The following is a 16,111-nucleotide window of genomic DNA, read 5'->3' as shown; positions in this document are numbered from 1 at the left end:
ACTCGCGCAGACCGGCTCCGGCACCCCCAATGCCGCCCCCGGCCAGCTCAACAAGAACGACAACAACTACGGCACCCCGCCGCCCGCAGCGAGCCCGATATGCAGAACCGACAACTCTCCCTGACCACCGTACTCGTGTGCGGCGGCCTGCTCGTCACCCTTTCGATGGGCATCCGGCATGGCTTCGGCCTGTTCAACCTGCCGATCACGCAGGCCCACGGCTGGAACCGCGAGACCTTCGCGTTCGCGCTGGCGCTGCAGAACCTGATGTGGGGCGCCAGCCAGCCCTTTGCCGGCGCGCTGGCCGACAAGTTCGGCGCGCTGCGCATCATGCTGATCGGCGTGGCGCTGTACGTCGGCGGCCTGGTGGTGATGGCGCTGTCGACCAGCGGCACGGCCTTCGCGACCGGCGCCGGCGTCATGATCGGCATCGCGCAGTCGGGCACGACCTACAGCGTGGTGTACGGCGTCATCGGCCGCGTGGCGAGCGCCGAGAAGCGCGTCTGGGCCATGGGCATTGCCGCCGCGGCGGGCTCTTTCGGCCAGTTCCTGATGATCCCGGTCGAGCAGACGCTGATCTCCGGGATGGGCTGGCAGAACGCGCTGTTCGTGATGGCGCTGATGGCCTGTGTCATGCTGCCGCTGGCGTTCACGCTGCGCGAACCGAAGATGGCCGCGCATGACGGCGGGCATCACCAGACCATCGGGCAGGCTATCCACGAGGCGTTCGGCAACCGCAATTTCCAGCTGCTGACGCTGGGCTACTTCGTATGCGGATTCCAGGTGGTGTTCATCGGCGTACACCTGGCCCCCTACCTGAAGGACCAGGGCCTGACCGATCCGAAGATCGCCACCGTGGCGCTCGCGCTGATCGGCCTGTTCAATGTGTTCGGCACCTACACCGCCGGCGCCATGGGCCAGCGCATGCCCAAGCGCTATCTGTTGTCGGCCATCTACCTGACGCGCTCGGTGGTGATTACCGGCTACCTGCTGCTGCCGCTCTCGACCGCCAGCACCTGGATATTTGCGGCGCTGATGGGCTTCCTGTGGCTGTCGACCGTGCCCCTGACCAACGGCATCATCGCCCAGGTGTTCGGGGTGAAATACCTGTCGATGCTGTCCGGCGTGGTGTTCTTCTCGCACCAGATCGGCAGCTTCCTGGGCGCCTGGCTGGGCGGCTACCTGTATGACCGCACCGGCGGCTACAACACGGTGTGGATGATCGCGATCGCGCTGGGCGTGATGGCCGCGCTGGTCAACCTGCCGATCCGCGAGCACGCGCTGGCGCGCCCGCAGCCGGTTGCGGCATGACTACCGCCGCCCGCGAGCACGTGTTGCGCGCTGCCGGCCTGCTGGTGCTGGCGGCGGCGCTGGTACTTGGGTTTATCGGTTACCTGCGGCCCTCGTTCATGGTCGACCTGACCAATATGGTGCTGGCGTGGTGCGGTTAGCCCGCTTCGCCCTTCGACTTCGCCTCCAGCACTTCCCAGCGCTCCAGCGCTTCCAGCAATTCCATCTCGATCTCGTCGTGGCGGGTCGCCAGCGTGGCGGCCTTGGCCGCGTCGCTGACATAAAGCGAGCCGTCTTCGAGCTGCGCCGAGATCGTCTTCTGTTCGGTTTCCAGCGACGCAATCCGCTCGGGCAACCCATCCAGCTCGCGCTGCTCCTTGTATGACAGCTTGACCGTGCGGTTGGCGCCGCGCGCCTCGCGGGAGTCCTTTGCCCTCACCGGCTCGGCCGTCTTCTGCTCGGGCTTGCGCGCTGCCTGCAGCGCGGCGCTGCGCTCGGACTGCGCGACCCAGTCGGAATAGCCGCCAACCGACTCGCGCCACTGGCCGTCGCCCTCGGCGGCAATCGTGGAGGTCACCACGTTGTCCAGGAACGCGCGGTCGTGCGAGACCAGGAACACCGTGCCGCTGTAGTCCTGCAGCAGCTCTTCCAGCAATTCCAGCGTGTCGATGTCGAGGTCGTTGGTCGGTTCGTCAAGCACGAGCACGTTGGCCGGGCGGGCAAACAGGCGCGCCAGCAGCAGCCGGTTGCGCTCGCCGCCGGATAGCGACTTGACCGGCGAGCGCGCGCGCTCCGGCGCGAACAGGAAGTCGCCCAGGTAGCTCATCACGTGCTTGCGCTGGCCGTTGACCTCGACCCAGTCGCTGCCCGGGCTGATGGTGTCGGCCAGGGACTTTTCCAGGTCGAGCTGGGTGCGCATCTGGTCGAAGTACGCGACCTGCAGGTTGCTGCCATTGCGCACGGTGCCGCTGTCGGGCGGCAGTTCACCCAGGATCAGCCGCAGCAGCGTGGTCTTGCCGGCACCGTTGGGGCCGATCAGGCCGACCTTGTCGCCGCGCATGATGGTGGCGCTGAAGTCGCGCACCACGATCTTGTCGCCGTAGCCCTTGTTCACGTCGGTCAGCTCGGCCACGATCTTGCCGGAGCGATCGGCCTGCGAGACTTCCAGCTTGACGTTGCCCTGCGCCTCGCGCCGCGCGGCGCGTTCGCTGCGCATGGCTACCAGGCGCTGGATGCGCGCCACGCTGCGCGTGCGGCGCGCCTCCACGCCCTTGCGGATCCACACTTCTTCCTGGGCGAGCAGCTTGTCGAACTTGGCCTGCTCCACCTGTTCGGCGGCCAGCAGTTCCTCCTTGCGCGCCTGGTAGGCGGCAAAGTTGCCCGGGAAGGACAGCAGGCGGCCGCGGTCGAGTTCGACGATGCGGGTCGCCACGCGGTCCAGGAAGGCGCGGTCGTGGGTGATCAGCAGCACGCTGCCGCGGAAACCCAGCAGCAAGTCTTCCAGCCAGCGGATGGCTTCCACGTCGAGGTGGTTGGTCGGCTCGTCCAGCAGCAGGATGTCGGGTTCCGCGACCAGGCCCTGCGCCAGCGCGACGCGCTTCTGCAGGCCGCCGGACAACGCGTCGACGCGCGTATGCGGATCCAGCCCGAGCCGGGCCAGCGTGCTTTCCACGCGCGTGCGCAGGTGCCAGGCACCGGCGGCGTCGAGTTCGGACTGCAGCCGGTGCAGTTCCGCCAGCGCAGCCTCGTCATGGCTGTCGGCCAGCCTCTCGGCCGCGGCTTCATAGCGCACCAGCAGGTCATGCGCCTGGCCCATGCCCTGCGACACGGCGTCGAACACCGTGATGCCGGGCTCGAATTGCGGCTCCTGCGGCACGTAGGCCGACGTCACGCCGGACTGGCGTGCGATCAGGCCGTCATCCGGCGCCGCCAGGCCGGCCACGATCTTCAGCAGCGAGGACTTGCCCGAGCCGTTGCGGCCGATCAGGCCGACGCGCTCGCCGGCTTCCAGCGAAAAATCGGTGTGGTCGAGCAAGGCCACGTGCCCGAAAGCAAGCTGGGCATCGGTAATGGAAAACAGGGCCATGGGAGGAAATCGGGCGGCAGAAGTGCAGGATCGGAACGCGCACCGGCAACCGCGAGGGCTGGCGGCTTCGGCGCAAGGCAGGCCGCATTGTAGAACAACGGCGCCGGAACCCGTCTGCGGGTCTTGTGTCAGGTGACCGGAGCCAAAGAAGAAAGCGCCGCCCCTCGGATCAGGCAGAAAAGAAAGGGCCCGCAGCGCGGGCCCAAGAGTCTCTCCTCGGTGCCCTGCTCGCAGGACACGGAAGCAAGCATATCAATCGCCGGCACGCCGCTCCAGTTCGGAAATATCCGTAAGGGAAAGCCCCGTCAACTGGGGTGGCGGCCTGCCGTTGCGTACGTCGCACGGCGGTCTTGCCGCAGGTTGTCGGCAACCCGGCGCACATGGAACAATAGCCCGCGGGGTACAGCACGACAACGACAACTCAGAGCAGAGCCGCACGGAACCACACCTGACGGCCGCCATTAGTTTTTTTGCTTTCCTTTGACGGGGGTTTCCATGATCCAGAAGGGTCTGTCGCGCCGGGCTTCGCGCTCCAATGTCGCCTTTGTCTTGTCTTCCCTGGCATGTGCCGGGCTGCTGGCCGCGGGAGCCGGTCCCGCCGAATCCGCCACCGCGCCGGTCCTCCAGCACATCCAGCAAAGCGGCGTCATCCGCATTGCCCACCGTGAAAGCTCGGTGCCGTTCTCCTTCGTGGTCGACGGCAAGCCGGTCGGCTACGCGGTGGACCTGTGCCTGAGGATCGCCGACGCCGTGCGTACCTCGCTGCGCCTGCCCAATCTGCGCGTCGAATGGGTGCCGGTCACGCCGGCCAACCGCATTGCCGCGATTGCCGGGGGCAAGGCCGACCTGGAGTGCGGCTCCACTACCAACAACCGCGAGCGGCGCGAGCAGGTCGCCTTCACCATCCCGCATTACATCGCCGGCAGCCGCATGATCGTCAAGAGCGATTCGGGCATCGCCCGGTGGGCCGACTTGCGCGGCAAGACCGTGGTGTCCACGTCCGGCACCACGCCGCTGGCCATGCTGCGCAAGATGGACGAAGGCGGCGTGATGCAGTGGCGCCTGGTCGAGGCCAAGGACCACGCGCAGGCCTTTGCCATGGTCGAAGCCGGCAAGGCCGACGCCTTCGTGATGGACGACGTGCTGCTGTACGGCCTGCGCGCCAACGCCAGCCGGCCCGCCGACTTCAAGGTGACTGGCGAGATGCTGACCATCGAGCCCTACGCCATCATGCTGCCCAAGGGCGATGCCGAGTTCAAGAAGCTAGTGGACAGGACCCTGGTCGCCTCCGTCTACGAGCAGGAAACGCCGAAGCTCTACCGGAAGTGGTTCCAGGCACCGATTCCTCCGCATGGCATCACGCTCGATATCCCCATGAGCTACCTGCTGCGCGATTCCTTCAAGTTCCCCAGCGACAAGGTCGCGGACTGAACCCCACGCCGCAAGCGGGCCGCGACGCGTTCCGCCTGCGGCGGCCAGGTAGCCGACCAGGGCGACACGACCAGACCGGCCCCATCCGGGAGAGGGGGGAGGGGCGGGGCCCGGCTGGTTCGACAAGCTGATGCGCGCGCTGTCCGTGGCCTTTCCGCAGGCCGTGGTGGTGCGGCTGGCCGCGTTCGCGCTGCTGGGGTCGATCGCCAACGGCCTGACCGTGGCCATGCAGACGCCGGACGAACGCGAAGCCGCCCCGCTCACCTTCATGATCACGGCGTCCGGCATGACACTGGCCGGCGTGGGCTCGGCCTTCTGGGGCGTGGCAGGCGGCATGCTGGCGCTGTTCGTGCTGCGCCGCAAGATCGCCTGAGGCCGGACCAGCCTAGAGCAGCAGGAAGGCGATATCGCGAAACCGGATATCTTCGAGTGCCACCCCCTTGCGGCGCTGGAACAGCACGTGCTGGAGCACACGGTCGCGATGTTCGCAGAATTGCGGAGTATCAAAGCGAAGCGCCGCCAGACCGTAGTGCTCGGCCAGCAGCTTGTAGACGCGGTGGCGCACCAGCAGCATTTCGTTCTCGGTTTGCAGGCGGCCGATCTCGGCGGCATGCTCCTCCTCGAGCTGGCGCATGCTGACCACCACGCGCGCATGCATGCCGCGGTAGCGGTCGGCTTCCGCGTGCGCCTTGCGCAGTTCCTCGCGCAGCGCCCGGACTTCCTGAACCAGCTTGAGATTGCTCTGCACGCCGCGATGAATGCGGGTCGCCTCCTCCAGGGCATAATCCGCCGCCGCGATCGTGTTCTGCCAGACGCCCGATTCGTCAGCCTCGGCGGCCGCCATACGCGTGTCTGGCCAGACCGTTGCCCCGTCAATGACTTGATTGCTCATTCCGCTCCCCCGGAAACTGAAAACACCCGCCGCCGTACGTTGTTTTGGATGGCCCGGCCTGGTCGGGTACTGCCGCGACCGCCTGCATGTCGCTTGAAGCGCACAATATCATTCAAAACTGCAATACTGCTTCGCACAACCACCGCAAGGGAGGGCATACCTGTCCGCTGCGGTGTCTGCGCAACACTTGCCCGCCCCGCCGCGCTCCGTCCGCTTGCCCATATAACCCTTTTTCACATATGAACGGATACCTCCTGCTAACGCTGGCCATCGTGGCCGAGGTCATTGCCACCAGCAGCCTGAAAGCTGCGGAGAATTTCACGCGGCTGGTGCCCAGCATGCTGGTCGTGGCCGGCTACGCCTGCGCCTTCTACCTGTTGATGCTGGTCATGGAGTCCGTGCCGGTCGGGGTCGCCTATGCCATCTGGAGCGGCGCCGGCATCGTGCTGATCACGCTGATCGCCATGGTGCTGTACCGCCAGGTGCCGGACGTGGCGGCCTGCCTGGGCATCGGGCTGATCATCGCCGGCGTGGCGGTGATCCAGCTTTTCTCGAAAACCAGCGGGCACTAGCAGCGGCGGCGCCTAGAATGGATTTGGTTCCTGCCACGGGAGACCGCCATGCTTACCGCCCTGCTCTTCGCCGCAGCCATCATCGCCCTGTACATCCTTGCCGTGAGGGCCGAGTTCTTCCACAAGTCGCCGCTCTACCCCGAACACGAACATCCGGTGCAGTACTGGTGGAACCGGCTGGTGCATCACAAGAAGTAGTTGCCGGGTACCGCGCGGCGGCAAAGCAATGGAAGCCGCCGTGCAGCGGTGCCACCCGACCCGCGCTGGCTACCGCAAACTTGCGAATTTCGGCGAAATGCTCGCCGCCGGCGACCGGCATTGTCCGTCCCCCGGCCGCGGCCGATCGGCCTTCCCCGCCGCTGGAACACGCTCCGGGCGAGAGGATTTTGATATACTCCGCCCCGTCTTCAGGATCACCGCAGCCCTGCGGAACCATGGTCCTGACAACTCTGTCCCTCGCCGTAGTTCAATGGATAGAACGAGCGCCTCCTAAGCGCTAGATACAGGTTCGATTCCTGTCGGCGGGACCAATCCCTCGCTTCATCCGTACCGGATCTTCGCCAGACACCACTGCCATTCATCGCCGCCGGCATTCGCCCGCCGCCAGGGACCGCCCCTGCGAGGCCAGTCGCGCCCGGCGCGGCGCGTGGCGCCCCACCCTGCTGCCGACGTGCCGGCCTCCTGCCGAGGCGACGGCAGCGTGGCCGTTGCGGTGGCTCTGGCGACCGCGATACACGGCGCAATCTGCTCTGACGATCAGTCCGGACATGGCTGGCTCCTTCGTGTTCTGTACCGAAAACGTTTCAGGCCACCCGAAGGCTGACCTGCAAGATGCTGGCCGCAAGCCGCAACATGGCGCACAGCGCGGCGCGGGGGTGGCGCAGGCAGGTTTCCACTTGTTCGCTGCGACTCTCGCCGGACAGGCACCACGAGCAGAAGTGCTCGCAGTTGTTGGAAAACAGGTGGTAGCGGTTCTCGCCCAGGCGGGAACGCGCACGGGCCACCGCCTCGATACCGACAAAGCTGGCGCACGGCTCCGCCCGGACTGCGACCGCGCAACCGGCGGCAAACGCTTCCAGGCTGGTTTCCTCGACCGGCCCAGCCTGCAGCGTACGGGCGAAGCCGGCATAGTGGATGACGCGGCCGTGTCCGGCATAGATGCCGTGATGCACATAGCCGTAGCGCCTCGTCACCAGATGGGCACCCGGCGATAGCTCAGCGGCCAGGCTTCCGTCATCGTGGCGACGTTCGTTTTGTGGTGCGTGCTGGTGTGGCATGGCTGGCCTCGGGGTGTCTGGTCGCTGCAGTCATTGCTGCGTCGTTGCCAGACCCTCTGCATGACACGTGCCAGTGCCCCCTGGTCGCGCCAGCTCGGCGTTTGCGGCCAATGTGGCGTCGTGGAGGCGCGTCGACTGTTGCCTGGCGACCAACAACATTGCCGCCAGGTTGTTGGCCGGGCGCCACCATTACGCTCCGGGCCAACTGCACACAGCGGGTTTTTGGCAGGACCATCCGTTCGCCACGGGCAAAGAGGTATCGGGCGGGGCCGGGTGATCCGCTTTTACGAGACCAGCAACAGCTTCTATGCTGATCAGATGCGAGCAAGCGCTTCCACTGACGGAGGGCATCTTGACTGGCGTGTCGCAATTCCGCTGGACATCGGCGGCCTGCACCGACGTGGGCCGCGTACGCGAGCGCAATGAGGATGCGTGCCTGGATCTTCCTGACCTGGGCATCTGGGTCGTGGCCGACGGCATGGGCGGCCACGCGGTCGGTGATTTCGCCAGCCAGGCCGTCACACAGGCACTGGCGGGCCTGGCGGCGCGGCCATCACTGGAAGAACGGCTGGCCGACGTGGGCGCCGCGCTGCAGGACGTCAACCGCACGCTGATTGCCGAAGCCGCGCGCCTGCAGGTGCGCTGCGTGGGCACCACCGTGGTGGCGTTGGCAGTGGGTGACCGCCGCTGCGGATGTCTCTGGGCCGGTGACAGCCGGCTCTACCGGATGCGCGACGGACGGCTGCAGCGCCTGACGCGCGACCACAGCCAGGTAGAGCGGCTGCTCGCACGCGGGCTGATCACCGCGGAGGAAGCGCGGCACCACCCTGCGCACAACACCATCACGCGTGCCGTCGGCGCGGCCGACACGCTCATGCCGGAACAGCTGTTCGTCGATGTCGCCGATGGCGATGTGTTCTTGCTTTGCAGCGACGGCCTGAGCAATGAAGTCGACGACGATGGCATTGCATCGGTACTGGCCGCAGGCGGCGATCCCGCTGCCGCGGCCGAGGCGCTTGTGAAGATGGCGCTGGATCATGGCGGCCATGACAACGTCACCGTCGTGGTGGTGCGGGCGGAGGATCCTTACGGTTCGGATATGACGCTGGTGAATCCGGAGGTATAGGGGCAACATCGTTCGTGGCATGCGTCCCCCCCCCGATCGCCTTCTATCCCGGCAACAGAACCGTAGACCCCGTCGTCCTGCGCGCCTCCAGGTCCCGATGCGCCTGCGCGACATCGGCCAGCGCATATCTCTGCCGGATATCGATCTTCACCTTGCCGCTGCCGACCGCCTCAAACAGGTCCGCCACCATCGGCTCCAGCAATTCGCGGTGAACCACATAGGTCATCAGCGTCGGCCGCGTAAGCCGCAGCGACCCCTTGCTGCCCAGGACTGAAATATCGAACGGCGGCACCGGGCCCGAGGCATTGCCGAAGCTGACCATGGTGCCGCGCGGCGCCAGGCAGTCGAGCGAGCCGTGGAAGGTGTCGGCGCCGATCGAGTCATACACGGCCGGCACGCCCTTGCCGCCAGTGATCTCCTTGACCCGGTCCACAAACGATTCACGCGTATAGACCACGGTATGCGTGCAGCCATGCGCGCGCGCAAGCTCCGCCTTCTCGTCGCTGCCGACCGTGCCGATCACCGTGACACCGAGCGCCTTGAGCCACTGGCAGGCGATCAGCCCGACGCCGCCGGCCGCCGCATGCAGCAGCACGGTGTCGCCGGCCTGCACGCGGTAGCTGTCGCGGATCAGGTACTGCGCGGTCAGGCCCTGCAGCATCATGGCCGCGCCCTGCTCGAAGGAAATCGAATCGGGCAGGCGCACGACGATATCGGCAGGCATCACGCGCACCTGCGCATAGGCGCCGTTCGGGCGGCCCGCGTAGGCCACGCGGTCGCCCGCGCGCAGGTGGGTCACGCCCGCGCCCACCGCCTCGACCACGCCCGCGCCTTCCATGCCCAGCCCGGCGGGCAGCGGCTGCTTGTAAAGGCCCGAGCGGAAGTAGACGTCGATATAGTTGAGCCCCACCGCTTCATGGCGGACCCGGACTTCGCCCGGGCCGGGCTCGCCGACTTCCACGTCGACCCACTGCATCACTTCCGGTCCGCCGGTCTGTTCGATCCGGATGGCTTTGGTCATCTGCATGTCTCCTGTCAGTCAGGCAAATTGGGGTTGGGGATCAGCCTTTCGCCTCGATGCGGCACAGCTCGGCGATCAGCAGGTCCGCCGTGGCGACGTTGGTCGCGCACGGCACGTTATGCACGTCGCACGCGCGCACGAGCGCGTTGATATCCGGCTCGTGCGGCTGCGGCGTCATCGGGTCGCGCAGGAAGATCACGGCGCGCACTCGCCCTTCCGCAAGCTGGGCGCCGATCTGCAGGTCACCGCCCCAGGGCCCGGACAGCATTCGCGTCACATCGAGCCCGACTTCATCGATCAGCCGGCCACCGGTGGTACCGGTCGCGAGCAGCTCGCACTGCGCAAGGAATTCGCGATGCCGTGTGGCAAAGGCAACGATGTCGTCCTTCTTGTGGTCGTGTGCAATCAGGGCAATACGTGGGCGGGTCATCAAGGATCCTTGTTGCGGTAAGCGACTGCAGGTAAAAGGTGCGGCCAGTAGCGGGGCCGCGCCGGGTTCAGAACGTGCCGGGGTAGGCGCCGCCGTCGAGCAGGATGTTCTGCGCCGTGATGTACGCGGCCTGGCGGCTGCACAGGAAGGCGCAGGTGGCGCCGAACTCGGCCGGGTCGCCGAAGCGGCGCGAAGGGTTCTGCGCGGCGCGGCGTTGCGCGATTTCTTCGATGCTCAGGTTGGCCTTCTGTGCCGCGCCTTCCATGGTCTTGGCCAGGCGATCGGTGTTGAACGGCCCCGGCAGCAGGTTGTTCACTGTCACGCCGTGCTGCGCCACTTCGCGCGCCAGCCCGGCGATGAAGCCGGTCAGGCCCGAGCGCGCGCCGTTGGACAGGCCCAGGATGTCGATCGGGGCCTTCACCGCACCGCTCGTGATGTTGATGATGCGGCCCCACTTGCGCGCGATCATGCCGTCGACCGTGGCCTTGATCAGTTCGATCGGGGTCAGCATGTTGGCGTCCAGCGCCGCCAGCCATGCGTCGCGGTCCCAGTCGCGGAAATTGCCCGGCGGCGGGCCGCCGGCGTTGTTGACCAGGATGTCGAGATCGCCCAGCTTGGCCACGGCATCGAGCGCGGCCTTGCGGCCTTCCGGCTTCGTGATGTCGGTGGCCACCGCGATCACGCGGCGGCCATGGCGCGCGCGTAGGTCGGCCGCGGCCTTCTCCAGCGCCTCGGCGCCGCGCGCAACGATCACCACGTCCACGCCTTCGGCGGCCAGCGCGTCCGCGCAGGCGAAGCCCAGGCCCTTGCTCGCGCCGCACACCAGTGCATGCTTGCCACGCAGTCCCAGATCCATTTCTCGTTCTCCCAGTTGCTTGTTGCCTGTATCGTTTGTCAGTCAGGGGTGGTGTCGCCGCCCGGTCATGCCTTGCGCGCCGACAACAGGTACATCCCGCCCAGCACCAGCGCGCTGCCCGCCAGCTGCACGCCGCTGACCGGTTCGTCGAGCAGCCAGAAGGCCAGGAACAGCGTCGATACCGGGCCGATCATGCCCGCCTGCGAGGCCATCGGCGCACCGATGCGGGCCACGGCCACCATCGTCATCGAGACGGGCAGCACCGTGCAGAACACCGCATTGACGAGTGACAGCCACATCACCGGCGCCGGCTGCGCGAGCTCGGCTACAGGCCGGCCCAGCGCCAGGTACTGCAGCACGCAGCATGCGGTGGACACGCACATCGCATACGCCACCAGCCGCAGCGAGCCGATGCGCTGCACCAGCTCGCCGCTCAGGATCAGGTAGATACCATACGTCAAGGCACTGGCCAGCACCAGCGCGCCGCCAAGCCAGACCTGCGCGCCGCTGACATCGAGGTCATGGGCGAACACCAGCACGATGCCGAGGTAGGCCAGCAGCAGCGACACCCACTGCCGCGCGGCGATCGGGCGCCGGAACAGCAGCGCCGTGGCCAGCAGCACGAACGACGGCGTCAGGAACAGGATCAGCCGTTCCAGCCCCGCCGTGATGTATTGCAGGCCCAGGAAATCCATGAAGCTCGACAGGTAGTAGCCAATGAAGCCGAGGAACACCACGCGGCCACGGTCGGCCCACGACAGCGCCGGCAGGCGCCGCGACTGCCACCAGCCGATCGCCATGAACAGCGGCACGGCGAACAGCATGCGCAGCGTGATCACCATGACGGCGTCGACGCTGTAGCGGTACATCAATTTGGCGACAATGGCCTTGGCGGAGAACAGCACGGCGCCAACGGCCGCGATAGCCAGCCCCGAACGCTGCGGCAACGGCAGCGCAGCGGGCATGGCAAGAGATTTTGGTGAAACTGGCACGGGGGAATTCAGGCGGAGAGGCTGCCGCCGCAACCGTGGCCGGCCGGGTCGGCAAAGACGACCAGAAGATTGTATTCGAAAAGAAGCATGGACATCGGCCTACCGCCCGGTATGCCTCCGCTCGTCCGCATTTGCCTACAATGGGCGCTTCCGCACGGACATCCATCGACAATGGACCGATGGCCGTGCCGGGACTACAGAACAACGCAACCCGTAGAGGAGTTTCCGCGCCATGCCGCAACGCCCTGCCCTTCGCCGCCGCGCCACGCTGATCGCCCTGTCGCTCGGCGCCGCCACGGCCGCCACGCTCGGCACCCTGCCGCTGGCCGCCGCCGCGGCCGACACGTTCCCGGCCAGGCCGATCCGCTTTGTCGTCCCATACGCCGCCGGCGGCACCACGGATCTAGTCGCGCGTACCGTCGGCCAGCGCGTGGCCGAGAAGCTGGGCCAGCCGGTGGTCATCGAAAACCGGCCCGGCGCCGGCGGCAACATCGGCATGGATGCCGTGGCCAAGGCCGCGCCCGATGGCTACACCATCGGCTTCGGCGCCATCTCCACGAATGCGTTGAATCCGCATATCTACAGGCAGGTGCCGTTCGACCCGCGCAAGGACTTCACCGCCATCAGCCTGCTTGGCACCTCGACCATCGTGCTGGAGGTGAGCCCGTCGCTGCCCGTGAAGACCGTGCCGGAACTGATTGCCTATGCCAAGGCGCATCCCGGCCTGACGTACGCGACCGCGGGCACCGGCACGTCGATGCACCTGGCCGGCGCGATGTTCTCGCAGATGACGCATACCGGCCTGACGCACGTGCCGTACAAGGGCAGCAGCCCGGCCATCAACGACATGCTCGGCGGGCATATCGCCGTGATGTTCGACAACCTGCCGGCCTCGCTGCCGCACATCCAGGCAGGCAAGCTGCGCGCGCTGGCCGTAGCCGGCAAGAGCCGTTCGCCGTCGCTGCCTGACGTGCCGACGCTGGCCGAGGCCGGCCTGCCCGGCTACGCGGTGGAACCTTGGTTCGGCGTCTACGGCCCGGCCAACCTGCCCGCGCCCGTGGCACAGGCACTCAACGCCGCCTTCGTCGAAGCGCTGGGCCGCGCCGACGTGCGCGAGAAGCTGACGCAGGCCGGCTTCAACCCGAAGGGCTCGAGCGCCGCGGAACTGCAGACGCTCACGCTGCAGGAATATGAGCGCTTCGGCAAGGTCGCGAAAAGCGCGGCCATTACCGTCGATTAAGCTTCGCCACAGGCGCACCTTCGCCACCTTCGTCGGTATACTCGGGGCACACCATCCATCGCACCACGATCGAAGTGCCCTCCTCCTCCGACCAGCCCGCCGGCAAGACCGACCCCGGCTACGATTTCACCGAACAGGTGGGCCACCTGCTGCGCCGCGCGTACCAGCGCCACGTGGCCATCTTCCAGCAGACCATTCCCGATTCGCAGCTCACGGCCTCGCAATTCGTGGTGCTGTGCGCGGTCAGGGACCGGCAACCGTGCTCGCTCAATGAAGTGGTGCGCGCCACGGCGATCGACCAGGCCACGGTGCGCGGCATCATCGAGCGGCTCAAGGCACGCGAGCTGATTGCGGTATCGCACGATCCGAATGACCGGCGCAAGGTGGTGGTGACGGTGACGGAGGCCGGGCTGGCGCTGATCGACGAGACGGTGCCGTTCGCGAAGCAGATTTCCGAACAGACGTTTGGCAACCTGAACCCGGCCGAGCGCGTGGCGGTAACTTACCTGCTACGCAAGATGAGCGAGATCGACGAATCAAACGGCGGGAACTGAGCGGCAGCGCAAATACTGCTGCCGGTTTGCTAGGGCCGACGGCTACGCAGAACGGCCAGCACCGTCTCCGGCACAAACGGCGGCCGCCGCAAGCGCACGCCGATCGCATCGAACAATGCGTTGGCCATCGCCGGCGCGCCCGGCAATGATGCCGACTCGCCCGCGCCCAAAGGTGGCTCCGACTGCCGCGGCATCAGCACCACCTCGATCGGCGGGATCTCCGGGAAAGTCAGCAGCGGATAGCCGCCCCACTCCCGGCTGGCCACGCCCGTGCCGTCAAAGCGCACCTGCTCCTTGAGCACGCGGCTCAGCGTCTGCACCACGTTGCCGTGGATCTGGTGGCGTACGCCGTCGGGGTTGACCATCATGCCGGTGTCCTGGCCCACGACGATCTTTTCGACGGCGATCTGGCCAGTGTCGGCATCGACGCAAACATCGAGGATCCATGCGGCCCACGCCGCGCCGAAGCCCGGAAAGCGGCTGTGGATATAGCGCGCATAGGCCACGCCGCGGCCACGCAGCTTGCCGTCCGCATCCGGTACGCCGCGTGAACCCTGTGCCCCGCGTTGCCAGCCCGCGGCTTGCGCGACGGCGCGCAGCAGGTCGGCGGCGCGTTCGTCCGGCAGGTGGCGCAGGCGGAAGTCCACGGGGTCCGTGCCGGCCTCGCTCGCCAGTTCGTCAATCATGCATTCATGCGCGAACGTATTCGGCAGTGCCGATACCCCGCGCAGCCACGATGCACGCACGATGGCGGGCGTATCGTCGCAGCCGATGCGGCGGCCCGCGTAGGCGTATGGCGGCACCGCGGTGCGGTCGCCCATCTCGAGCATGCGCGGCGCATTGGGCACCTGCCCGGTCAACAGCAGCGCCAGCGTCGGCGCATCGTTGGACGGATAGCGGCTGACGAAGTCGTAGCCGAGCAATTCGCCGCCGGCGCCAAGCGTCGCGCTGACGTCCATCAGCTGCGCCGCACCCTTGGGCTCCCACAGGTGTTCCTGCTCGCGCGAGAGCTGTACGCGCACCGGGCGGCCCACCGCGCGCGAAAGCAGCACGGCGTCGGCGCAAACATCATCGGCGCAATTGCGGCCGTAGCAGCCTGCGGCCTCCATGCGCACGATCTCGATGCTGTCCTCGCCAAGTCCGGACAGCCGCGCCAGGTCAATGCGCAGTACATGCGGGTTCTGTGTGCCCGACCATACCGTCAGGCCGTCCTCGCGCCAGTCCGCCACACTGCATGACGGGCCGATGGAGCCATGCATCTGGTAAGGCCAGACATAGTGGCGTGCCAGCGTAGTGCCGGCATTGGCCGCCGGCATCTCGCCGTCGTCCAGCAAGGCGCGGCGCGTGGCCGGATTGGCACGCAGCGCAGGCTCGGGATCGTCGAGCGCCGGCAGCGGCGGGACCGGCTTCCAGCGCACGCGCAGGCGCCGCGCCGCCAATACCGCGTACTCCTCGCGCTCGGCGACCACGCCGACGAAATCGCCTTGCACGATGACGTCGACCAGTCCCGGCACATCGCGCACGGAATCGCGATCGACTTCCAGCAGGCTGGTCCCGACGAAATCGCCGGCATCGCGGCCGGCGTACGGCGGGCGCACCACGCGGCCATGCAGCATGCCGGGCACGCGCACGTCATGCACGAAGGTCAGCACCCCGCGCGCCTTGTCGGGGATATCCACGCGGCCCGCGCCACGGCCCACAATGCGATAGGCCTCGACCGGCTTGGTCTGCACGTCGTCGGCCAGCGGCAGCTCGACATGTCCGCCGGCCACCAGGGCGCCGTAGCCGATGCCGTCCTGCACGCCTTTTACGCGAAACACGCCGTCGTCGGCCTCCAGCGTTTCCGGCGCCACGCCCAGTTGCTGCGCCGCGCGCGCCTGCAGCCATGCGCGCGCCTGCGCGGCCGCGCGCCGCAGCGGGATGGCGGAAATCTGGATCGACGCGCTGGCAATGGTCGGGCCCTGGTTGGGCGTGGCCTCGGTATGGCCAAGCACCATGCGCACGCGCGCGAGCGGCACGTCGAGCTCTTCAGCGACGATCTGCGCCAGCGCGGTGCGGATACCGGTGCCCAGGTCGACATGGCCGTTGAAGGCGAGCACCTCGCCGGTATCGCGCACGGCCACGAAGATATCGGGCAGCGCCGGCACATAGTCCGACGCGGCGCCCGGCTGGCCTGGCGCGGGACGCGCCGCCGCCTGCGGGGCGCGCGTCACTAGCAGCACGCCGCTGGCCTGCAGCAGCGCCAGGCGCTTTGCGCGCGGGGTGGAGGCCTCTGCCTCGGGAACGGTATCGAGGATTGTCGCAGTCATAGCTCGTGAATTTTGCCGCTTCGCTTCAGGCGGCA

General features: G+C 67.3%; 16 protein-coding genes, 1 tRNA gene and 1 pseudogene. 10 read left to right on the top strand and 8 right to left on the bottom strand.

Features of this window, described 5'->3' with window-relative positions; all coding sequences use genetic code 11:
* Positions 1–99: 99 nt before the first annotated feature.
* Both AC3FNH_RS06170 and AC3FNH_RS06165 read left to right on the top strand, forming a co-directional pair.
* Positions 100–1,311, top strand: a complete 1,212-nt coding sequence (locus AC3FNH_RS06170) for an MFS transporter (protein WP_488719397.1) — start codon at positions 100–102, stop codon at positions 1,309–1,311.
* A complete protein-coding gene (locus AC3FNH_RS06165; RefSeq protein ID WP_276099826.1) occupies positions 1,308–1,451 on the top strand; it encodes a hypothetical protein in 144 nt (47 codons plus the stop codon). The genes AC3FNH_RS06170 and AC3FNH_RS06165 overlap by 4 nt, the downstream gene beginning before the upstream one ends.
* On the opposite strand, the gene AC3FNH_RS06160 is transcribed toward AC3FNH_RS06165, so the two are convergent.
* Positions 1,448–3,376 carry an ATP-binding cassette domain-containing protein gene (locus AC3FNH_RS06160; RefSeq protein ID WP_276099825.1) on the bottom strand — a complete coding sequence of 643 codons (1,929 nt, stop codon included), beginning with the start codon at positions 3,374–3,376 and terminating at the stop codon, positions 1,448–1,450. The two genes, AC3FNH_RS06165 and AC3FNH_RS06160, sit on opposite strands and share 4 nt — an antisense overlap.
* 495 nt (positions 3,377–3,871) lie before the next feature.
* On the opposite strand from AC3FNH_RS06160, the gene AC3FNH_RS06155 reads away from it, so the two are divergent.
* Positions 3,872–4,807: an amino acid ABC transporter substrate-binding protein gene (locus AC3FNH_RS06155; RefSeq protein ID WP_276099824.1), complete on the top strand. Its 936-nt coding sequence runs from the start codon at positions 3,872–3,874 to the stop codon at positions 4,805–4,807.
* Between the two features lie 136 nt (positions 4,808–4,943).
* A pseudogene (locus AC3FNH_RS06150) lies at positions 4,944–5,180 on the top strand (benzoate/H(+) symporter BenE family transporter); the annotation flags it as partial.
* Positions 5,181–5,192: 12 nt separating this feature from the next.
* On the opposite strand, the gene AC3FNH_RS06145 reads toward AC3FNH_RS06150, so the two are convergent.
* Positions 5,193–5,699 (bottom strand): hypothetical protein, encoded by a 507-nt coding sequence (locus AC3FNH_RS06145; RefSeq protein WP_488719396.1) that lies wholly within the window; start codon positions 5,697–5,699, stop codon positions 5,193–5,195.
* Positions 5,700–5,938: 239 nt separating this feature from the next.
* On the opposite strand from AC3FNH_RS06145, the gene AC3FNH_RS06140 reads away from it, so the two are divergent.
* From AC3FNH_RS06140 to AC3FNH_RS06130, 3 genes are all read left to right on the top strand, one after another.
* Positions 5,939–6,271 (top strand): DMT family transporter, encoded by a 333-nt coding sequence (locus AC3FNH_RS06140; RefSeq protein ID WP_488719395.1) that lies wholly within the window; start codon positions 5,939–5,941, stop codon positions 6,269–6,271.
* A gap of 48 nt (positions 6,272–6,319) precedes the next feature.
* A complete protein-coding gene (locus tag AC3FNH_RS06135; protein ID WP_276099821.1) occupies positions 6,320–6,469 on the top strand; it encodes a hypothetical protein in 150 nt (49 codons plus the stop codon).
* 257 nt (positions 6,470–6,726) lie between these two features.
* A tRNA-Arg gene (locus AC3FNH_RS06130) sits at positions 6,727–6,801 on the top strand.
* Between the two features lie 273 nt (positions 6,802–7,074).
* Here the strand turns inward: AC3FNH_RS06130 and AC3FNH_RS06125 are convergent.
* Entirely contained in the window at positions 7,075–7,548 is a 474-nt protein-coding gene (locus AC3FNH_RS06125; protein ID WP_276099820.1) for a lecithin retinol acyltransferase family protein, read from the bottom strand.
* Positions 7,549–7,855: 307 nt separating this feature from the next.
* Between AC3FNH_RS06125 and AC3FNH_RS06120 the strand changes: the two genes are divergently transcribed.
* A complete protein-coding gene (locus tag AC3FNH_RS06120) occupies positions 7,856–8,674 on the top strand; it encodes a PP2C family protein-serine/threonine phosphatase (RefSeq protein ID WP_488719394.1) in 819 nt (272 codons plus the stop codon).
* A gap of 43 nt (positions 8,675–8,717) precedes the next feature.
* On the opposite strand, the gene AC3FNH_RS06115 is transcribed toward AC3FNH_RS06120, so the two are convergent.
* The 4 genes from AC3FNH_RS06115 to AC3FNH_RS06100 all read right to left on the bottom strand — a co-directional run bounded on the left by AC3FNH_RS06115 (position 8,718) and on the right by AC3FNH_RS06100 (position 11,946).
* Positions 8,718–9,695, bottom strand: a complete 978-nt coding sequence (locus tag AC3FNH_RS06115; RefSeq protein ID WP_276099818.1) for a quinone oxidoreductase family protein — start codon at positions 9,693–9,695, stop codon at positions 8,718–8,720.
* Positions 9,696–9,735: 40 nt separating this feature from the next.
* The gene (locus tag AC3FNH_RS06110; protein WP_488719393.1) at positions 9,736–10,128 is read right to left on the bottom strand and encodes a methylglyoxal synthase; all 393 of its coding nucleotides are present in this window, start codon (positions 10,126–10,128) and stop codon (positions 9,736–9,738) included.
* A 64-nt stretch (positions 10,129–10,192) separates the two neighbouring features.
* Complete coding sequence (locus AC3FNH_RS06105) at positions 10,193–10,981, bottom strand: SDR family oxidoreductase (RefSeq protein WP_276099816.1); 789 nt, start codon at positions 10,979–10,981, stop codon at positions 10,193–10,195.
* 65 nt (positions 10,982–11,046) lie between these two features.
* The gene (locus AC3FNH_RS06100) at positions 11,047–11,946 is read right to left on the bottom strand and encodes a DMT family transporter (protein WP_488719392.1); all 900 of its coding nucleotides are present in this window, start codon (positions 11,944–11,946) and stop codon (positions 11,047–11,049) included.
* A 259-nt stretch (positions 11,947–12,205) separates the two neighbouring features.
* On the opposite strand from AC3FNH_RS06100, the gene AC3FNH_RS06095 reads away from it, so the two are divergent.
* Together AC3FNH_RS06095 and AC3FNH_RS06090 are read left to right on the top strand one after the other, a co-directional pair.
* Positions 12,206–13,213: a Bug family tripartite tricarboxylate transporter substrate binding protein gene (locus tag AC3FNH_RS06095; RefSeq protein ID WP_488719391.1), complete on the top strand. Its 1,008-nt coding sequence runs from the start codon at positions 12,206–12,208 to the stop codon at positions 13,211–13,213.
* Between the two features lie 74 nt (positions 13,214–13,287).
* Complete coding sequence (locus AC3FNH_RS06090) at positions 13,288–13,767, top strand: MarR family winged helix-turn-helix transcriptional regulator (protein WP_488719390.1); 480 nt, start codon at positions 13,288–13,290, stop codon at positions 13,765–13,767.
* A 29-nt stretch (positions 13,768–13,796) separates the two neighbouring features.
* On the opposite strand, the gene AC3FNH_RS06085 is transcribed toward AC3FNH_RS06090, so the two are convergent.
* Positions 13,797–16,076 carry a xanthine dehydrogenase family protein molybdopterin-binding subunit gene (locus AC3FNH_RS06085; RefSeq protein ID WP_488719389.1) on the bottom strand — a complete coding sequence of 760 codons (2,280 nt, stop codon included), beginning with the start codon at positions 16,074–16,076 and terminating at the stop codon, positions 13,797–13,799.
* Positions 16,077–16,111: the final 35 nt, after the last annotated feature.

The organism is Cupriavidus sp. 22TCCZM01-5, from assembly GCF_057798915.1.
The sequence above is the reverse complement of the archived record's forward strand: the minus strand, read 5'-3'. Positions and strand labels throughout refer to the sequence as shown.

What these genes read in the sequence shown, in the direction of transcription:
- AC3FNH_RS06160 (WP_276099825.1), bottom strand. Translation starts at nt 3,376, where the DNA reads ATGGCCCTGTTTTCCATTACCGATGCCCAGCTTGCTTTCGGGCACGTG.
- AC3FNH_RS06135 (WP_276099821.1), top strand. Translation starts at nt 6,320, where the DNA reads ATGCTTACCGCCCTGCTCTTCGCCGCAGCCATCATCGCCCTGTACATC.
- AC3FNH_RS06155 (WP_276099824.1), top strand. Translation starts at nt 3,872, where the DNA reads ATGATCCAGAAGGGTCTGTCGCGCCGGGCTTCGCGCTCCAATGTCGCC.
- AC3FNH_RS06085 (WP_488719389.1), bottom strand. Translation starts at nt 16,076, where the DNA reads ATGACTGCGACAATCCTCGATACCGTTCCCGAGGCAGAGGCCTCCACC.
- AC3FNH_RS06140 (WP_488719395.1), top strand. Translation starts at nt 5,939, where the DNA reads ATGAACGGATACCTCCTGCTAACGCTGGCCATCGTGGCCGAGGTCATT.
- AC3FNH_RS06145 (WP_488719396.1), bottom strand. Translation starts at nt 5,699, where the DNA reads ATGAGCAATCAAGTCATTGACGGGGCAACGGTCTGGCCAGACACGCGT.
- AC3FNH_RS06170 (WP_488719397.1), top strand. Translation starts at nt 100, where the DNA reads ATGCAGAACCGACAACTCTCCCTGACCACCGTACTCGTGTGCGGCGGC.
- AC3FNH_RS06100 (WP_488719392.1), bottom strand. Translation starts at nt 11,946, where the DNA reads ATGCCCGCTGCGCTGCCGTTGCCGCAGCGTTCGGGGCTGGCTATCGCG.
- AC3FNH_RS06125 (WP_276099820.1), bottom strand. Translation starts at nt 7,548, where the DNA reads ATGCCACACCAGCACGCACCACAAAACGAACGTCGCCACGATGACGGA.
- AC3FNH_RS06120 (WP_488719394.1), top strand. Translation starts at nt 7,856, where the DNA reads ATGCTGATCAGATGCGAGCAAGCGCTTCCACTGACGGAGGGCATCTTG.
- AC3FNH_RS06095 (WP_488719391.1), top strand. Translation starts at nt 12,206, where the DNA reads ATGCCGCAACGCCCTGCCCTTCGCCGCCGCGCCACGCTGATCGCCCTG.
- AC3FNH_RS06105 (WP_276099816.1), bottom strand. Translation starts at nt 10,981, where the DNA reads ATGGATCTGGGACTGCGTGGCAAGCATGCACTGGTGTGCGGCGCGAGC.
- AC3FNH_RS06115 (WP_276099818.1), bottom strand. Translation starts at nt 9,695, where the DNA reads ATGACCAAAGCCATCCGGATCGAACAGACCGGCGGACCGGAAGTGATG.
- AC3FNH_RS06165 (WP_276099826.1), top strand. Translation starts at nt 1,308, where the DNA reads ATGACTACCGCCGCCCGCGAGCACGTGTTGCGCGCTGCCGGCCTGCTG.